Below are 6,000 nucleotides of genomic sequence, written 5' to 3'. Positions count from 1 at the left end.
GGGCCCACGAACAGACCCCGCCCTTCGACAAGCTCAGGGACCGAACGGGGCGCGCGAGCAGAAACCGAACGACCACCGATCCCGAGGCCGAGCCACCCCGCTCCCTGAGCCTGTCGAAGGGCCCACGAACAGACCCCGCCCTTCGACAAGCTCAGGGACCGAACGGGGCGCGCGAGCAGAAACCGAACGACCGCCGATCCCAAGGCCGAGCCGACTCGCTCCCTGAGCCTGTCGAAGGGCACACGAGCAGACCCCGGCCTTCGACAAGCTCAGGGACCGAAAGGGCACACGAGCAGAGACCGAACGACCGCCGATCCCGAGGCCGAGCCGACTCGCTCCCTGAGGCTGTCGAAGGGCACCCGAGCAGAACCCGCCCTTCGACAAGCTCAGGGACCGAACGGGGTGCGCCAGCAGAAACCGAACGACCGCCAACCCCGAGACTGAGCCACCCCGCTCCCTGAGCCTGTCGAAGGGCCCACGAACAGACCCCGCCCTTCGACAAGCTCAAGGACCGAACGGGGTGCGCCAGCAGAGACCGAACGACCACCGATCCCGAGGCCGAGCCGACTCGCTCCCTGAGCCTGTCGAAGGGCGAGCGTCCTCCACAATGCGCGCCACAGCGAGCAGCGTCCACCGTGGGGTGTCGGCGGAGACCCGCAGGATCGCGGCCCTGCGAGGCTGGCCCGATGCCCCACGTCTACATCCTCAAATGCGCCGACGGATCCTTCTACACCGGCAGCACCATCGACCTCGCTCGACGACTCGCCGAGCACATGGACGGCCTCGGAGCGAACTACACCCGCGAGCGACTACCTGTCTCACTCGTCTGGTCAGCGGAGTACGACCGCGTGGACGACGCCTTTTTCATCGAGAAACGCCTCCAGGGGTGGAGCCGGGCGAAGAAGCAGGCCGTGATCGACGGGCGGTTCGACGACCTCCCGCGCCTCAGCTGCTCGCGGATCACAACGTGGCGCGATCCAGAACCCGGAATGGACCCCATGCCCGGCCCCTGAGGAGCCAGGCACTCAGCGTGTCGAAGGACTTCCGGCCGGAGCCCGCCCTTCGACAAGCTCAGGGACCGATCGGTTGCGCTGGCAGGGACCGCCCTTCGACACGCTCAGGGACCGGAGTGGGTGCCCTTCGACAAGCTCAGGGACCAGCGCGGGTGGGTGCCCTTCGACAAGCTCAGGGACCAGCGCGGGTGGGTACCCTTCGACAAGCTCAGGGACCAGCGCGGGTGGGTGGCCTTCGACAAGCTCAGGGACCGATCGGGTTGGCCGGCGCAGGGCCACGGCGGCGCGCTCCCGGCTGAGAGGCGGTCGGGTGGCCTCCCAGCCGGCGCGCAGGTCACATCGCGATCGCTCGCCCCTCCTCGTGGGAACGGATCGCCGCACGGTAGATGTCGTGGGTCAGCGCCGCCTCCTCAGGGCGAGCGGCACCGAACCGGTCACCGAGGGAACCGTGACGCTCGGCCAGGAACACCGCCCACATCTGCAGGATCGTGTCGGAGAACCCCGACTCGAAGTTCGGCCCGGTGACCGTCGGCCACACCGACTGACTCCCCGCATCGAGCTGCTGCCACACCTGCTCACGCCCGCCACCCGGGATGTCGCGGACCGCGAACACCTCCACGAGCTTCGGGTTCTTCGTGCTGAACCGCACGCCACCGTCGAGCCCGATCGCCTCGAACTCCCAGGTGTTCTTCTGCCCGGGATCGATGCGCTTCGTCTCCGTCGTGAGCGGGAAGCGGACGCCGTCATGGCTCGCCCAGCTGTGCAGCACGGCGTTGTCCCACGTGTCGCACGGCACGAGCGAACCGTCGGGGCCCGGCCGTTCGGTCACGATGTTCTGCAGCACGCCGTAGACGCTCTCGGGCGCCCAGCCGAGCCGCAACGGCACATGCCAGGTGTGCATCCCGAGGTCGTTCATCACGCCGGCCTCGCCACAGAACTGCGTCTGGCGCTTCCAGTTGATCTGCTTGCCGCGATCGATGTCGCTCGAGTGCAGGAAGCTGTTGCGCGCCTCGACGATCGTGCCAAGCGCGCCAGACCGGACGTAGTCGATCGCCAGCTGCGCACCCGGGAAGAACGGCATCTCACTCGAACACCGGACGAAGCTCTCCGGGTGCTCTGCCATGGCCGCGAGGACGGACTGCGCCGCCGCCGCGTCGATCCCGAAGGGCTTCTCCGCGAGCAGGCTCTTCCCGGCGCGGATGACGTCGGTGTAGATCTGCTCATGGAGGTCGTGACGCACGGCCACGTAGACGACGTCGACGGACGGGTCGGCGAGGAGTTCGTGGTAGTCGGTGGTCTTCGTCACGACGGTATCGATCTCGTCGAACCAGTCGAGGGCGGCCGGGTTGATGTCGCAGACGGCCGTCAGCCGGGGTCGCACCGGGTGGTCGATGAGCGCGGGCCAGCGCTGGATGGCCGCGGCGATCTCGCGCCCCATGAGGCCACCTCCGATGACCGCGACGTTGACGCGTTCCGCCGTCACCCGCTCGCCCGTCACCTGCTCGGCGCTCATGCGCGGGCCGCCTCGAGGATCGCGAGGCCGGCCTCGGCGTCGGCACCGTCGTGCAGCACCGCCATGAGTGCCGCCGTGATGGCCGCCGGGTCCTCGTGCTGGATGATGTTGCGGCCGTAGACGATGCCGGCCACCCCGGCGTCGAGGACGGCGACCGTGCGTTCCAGCAGCGTACGGTCGTCGACACGCCCACCCCCACGGACGAGGACGGGCACGTCGCCCGCGACCTCGACGACACGTCCGTACTCGGTGATGTCGCTGCTCGGATCGGCCTTGACGAGGTCGGCGCCCAGTTCGACCGCCTGACGCACGAGCGTGACGATCTTCTCGATGTCGCCGTCGACCTGGTAGCCGCCGCCCTCGCTGTTGTCGCGCATGACGAGGGGTTCGATCATGAGTGGCATCCCGTAGCGCGTGGCCTCGCGGCGCAGCGCCATGATGGAGCGGATGTTCGCCTCCCGCACCTCGGGGTGGTCGGGGATCTGCATGAGGTTGACGCACACGGCGACGGCGTCGAGCCGGACCGCCTCCTCGATCGCGTGCGGCACGTGGTGGCTGTACAGGATCGAGTCGAGCGGGTTGCCGTAGACGTTGGCGACATCGGTCCGCAGGACGAGTGCCGGCTTGTCCTTGCCGGGGATCTGCTGCAGGAGTCGGGCCTGGCCGAGCGTCAGCTGCACGGCGTCGGGACCGGCGGCGACGAGGGTGCGGACAACGCTGCCCATGTCCTCGATGCCGGTGATGAAGGAACGCTCTCCGAAGAACCCGTGGTCGACGGCGACGTCGAGCGCACGACCGGATCGGGCGTTGAAGAGACGATTGAGGCGGTACAGCGACATTGCGGCGGCTCCTGATCGTGACGGGAAGGGTTTCCGGATCCTCCCTCGGTGTGTCACAGTAGTGGCCTGAGACAACGTTGTCTAGCTTGCGTCGGCGGAGCGTCCGACGCGAAGAACGGAGGGTCCATGGGCGAGATCGTCGTCGCCGGCCACATCTGCGTCGATCTGTCGCCCAGGCTCGGCGCGAGCGCGCGCATCGACCCCGGCGCGCTCATCGACACCGGCCCGCTCCGCATCTCGCTCGGTGGCTGCGTCGCCAACACCGGCCTCGCGCTCGCGGACCTCGGCAGCGACGTCCGGCTGCACGCGACCGTCGGCGACGACGAACTCGGCGCGATCGTCGCCTCCCGCATCGCCGCGCAGCCCCGTCTCCATCCGGCACTCGAGGTGACCGACCGGGCCGCGACCTCGTACAGCGTCGTCGTCGAACCCGAAGGCCTCGACCGCACGTTCTGGCACCACACGGGCGCGAACGAGGTCTTCACCGGCGAACACCTCGCCGTCGGCGGTGCGGACCTCGTCCACCTCGGGTATCCCCCGCTGCTGCCCGGCATCGTCGCCGACGGCGGCGCTCCGCTCGCCGCCCTCCTGGAGCGGGTCCGCCGACACGGGGCGACCACCTCGATGGACCTCGCCGTCGTCGACCCGAGCAGCACGGTGGGCGCGCTCGACTGGGAGGCGATCCTCCGACGCACCCTCCCCCTCACGGACGTCGTCAGCCCGAGCGTCGACGACCTCCGATCCGCCCTCGGCACCTCGCTCCTCCCGGCCGACACCGCGCCGTCACCCAGGGCGCAGGCCGCCGCGTTCGCCGAGCTCCTCCTCGCCTGGGGTGCCGGCGTCGTGGCGATCTCGGCCGGCGAGGACGGGCTCATGCTGCGCGCCGCCGGCGTCGACCGCCTCCGCAGCGCCGGCCGGATGCTCGCTCCACTCGCCGAAACCTGGGCCGACGCCGCGCTCCTCGCACCGCCGATCCCCGCTCCGGCGTTCGTGTCCACGAACGGCGCCGGAGACGCCTCCACCGCCGGTCTGCTGTTCGCGATGTCGCGCGGCGCAGGACCCGAGGCCGCGGCGGACGTCGCCGGTGCCAGTGCCGCCGCGGTCATCGCCGGACTCCGGCCGACGGCGGACGAGGTCGTCCGGCTGCGGCCGAGCCTCCGCCCGCTCCTCGTGGACGCGTCACCGGAGCGGCCCGTCGCGTGATCCGACGTAGGCCAGGATGGTGAGCATGCGCAGCTCCCGGCCCCCGACCATGAACGACGTCGCCGCGGCGGCCGGCGTCGGCCTCAAGACGGTCTCGCGGTACGTGAACGGCGCGACGAACATCAACGCCGAACTGTCGGAACGCATCGGCGCGGCCATCGAGGCGCTCGGCTACCGGCACAACCTGGCGGCCGCGAGCATCCGGCCCGGGCGCTCGAGCAAGGTCGTCGGACTCATCATCGGCGACCTCGCGAACCCGTACTACTCGGTGCTCGCCCGCTCCGTCGAACGGGTCTGCACCGAACACGGCTACCTCCTCATGTCGGCGAGCTCCGAGGAGGACGCCGGCCGGCACCGACTGCTCGTCGACCGCCTGGTCGCGCAGCGCGTCGACGGGCTCATCGTCGTTCCGCCTCGGCACGCCACGACGCCGTGGGCGACGAGCACCGTGGCGCACGCGCCGATGGTCCTCGTGGACCGTCCGACCGGACCGTTGGAGTCGGTCGAGGTGCACACGGTCCTCGCCGACAACTCGGGCGGGGCACGCCGGGCGACGGCGGCGATGCTCGACGGCGGAGCCCGGCGGATCGCGTTCCTCGGCGACTCCCTCGAGCTGTACACGATGCGGGAACGACTGACCGGCTACCACCGGGCCCTCGCCGAGGCGGACCACGTGAGCGCCACCGGGGCCGCGCCGCCGGAGCCGATCGTGTCCGACGGCGCGCACTCCGTCGAGGACGCGGCCGCGGTCGTGGCCGGGTTCCTCCGCGACGGCGTCGTGGACGGGGTGTTCGCGGCCAACAACCGTGCCGCGATCGGGACCATGCAGGCGTTCGCCGCGGCCGGACGCCGCCTCCCGCTCGTCGGCTTCGACGACTTCGAGGCGGCACCCCTCGTGACGCCGGCGGTGTCGGTGGTCGCGCAGGACGTCGCCCTCATGGGGCGGGTCGCCGCGGAGACCCTGTTGGCCCTCATCGCCGGTGAGGCCGGCCCGCCGACCACCCACACGCTCGACGTGCACCTGGAGTTGCGCGGCTCCGAGCTCTGAGGGGGACGCCCTTCGACAAGCTCAGGGACCGGAGAGGGCGCGCTCAGAGACCGGGGCCCTTCGACAGGCTGAGGGATCGGAGTAGGCGCACACGGACCGGAGCGCCCTTCGACAGGCTCAGGGACCGGAGAGGGCGCGCTCAGAGACCGGGGCCCTTCGACAGGCTGGGGGACCGGAGTATGCGCACAGGGACCGGAGCGCCCTTCGACAAGCTCAGGGACCGGCGTGGGCGCGCTCAGGGATCGGGGCCCTTCGACAGGCTCAGGGACCGGGGCCCTTCGACAGGCTCAGGGACCGGAGTGGTTGCTCAGGGACCGGGGTGGGCGCGCTCAGAGACTGGGCCCTTCGACAAGCTCAGGGACCGGAGTAGGAGCACAGGGACCG

General features: G+C 70.6%; 5 protein-coding genes. 3 read left to right on the top strand and 2 right to left on the bottom strand.

What is annotated here, in order from left to right:
* Positions 1-686: 686 nt before the first annotated feature.
* Complete coding sequence (locus tag QRN27_RS13310; RefSeq protein ID WP_194670766.1) at positions 687-1,013, top strand: GIY-YIG nuclease family protein; 327 nt, start codon at positions 687-689, stop codon at positions 1,011-1,013.
* 334 nt (positions 1,014-1,347) lie between these two features.
* Here the strand turns inward: QRN27_RS13310 and QRN27_RS13305 are convergent, their stop codons facing one another.
* Complete coding sequence (locus QRN27_RS13305; protein WP_285042640.1) at positions 1,348-2,526, bottom strand: Gfo/Idh/MocA family protein; 1,179 nt, start codon at positions 2,524-2,526, stop codon at positions 1,348-1,350.
* Positions 2,523-3,365 carry a class I fructose-bisphosphate aldolase gene (locus QRN27_RS13300; RefSeq protein WP_285042639.1) on the bottom strand — a complete coding sequence of 281 codons (843 nt, stop codon included), beginning with the start codon at positions 3,363-3,365 and terminating at the stop codon, positions 2,523-2,525. Before QRN27_RS13300 ends, QRN27_RS13305 begins: the two co-directional genes overlap by 4 nt.
* A 126-nt stretch (positions 3,366-3,491) precedes the next feature.
* On the opposite strand from QRN27_RS13300, the gene QRN27_RS13295 reads away from it, so the two are divergent.
* Both QRN27_RS13295 and QRN27_RS13290 read left to right on the top strand, forming a co-directional pair.
* A complete protein-coding gene (locus QRN27_RS13295; RefSeq protein ID WP_285042638.1) occupies positions 3,492-4,568 on the top strand; it encodes a carbohydrate kinase family protein in 1,077 nt (358 codons plus the stop codon).
* A gap of 25 nt (positions 4,569-4,593) precedes the next feature.
* Complete coding sequence (locus QRN27_RS13290) at positions 4,594-5,616, top strand: LacI family DNA-binding transcriptional regulator (protein ID WP_285042637.1); 1,023 nt, start codon at positions 4,594-4,596, stop codon at positions 5,614-5,616.
* The last annotated feature ends 384 nt before the right edge of the window (positions 5,617-6,000 follow it).

Origin of the sequence: Plantibacter sp. LMC-P-059a (assembly GCF_030209505.1) — a bacterium.
Taxonomy (GTDB): domain Bacteria; phylum Actinomycetota; class Actinomycetes; order Actinomycetales; family Microbacteriaceae; genus Plantibacter.
Note: the sequence above shows the minus strand (reverse complement) of the source record. Positions and strands in the feature narration are given on the sequence as shown.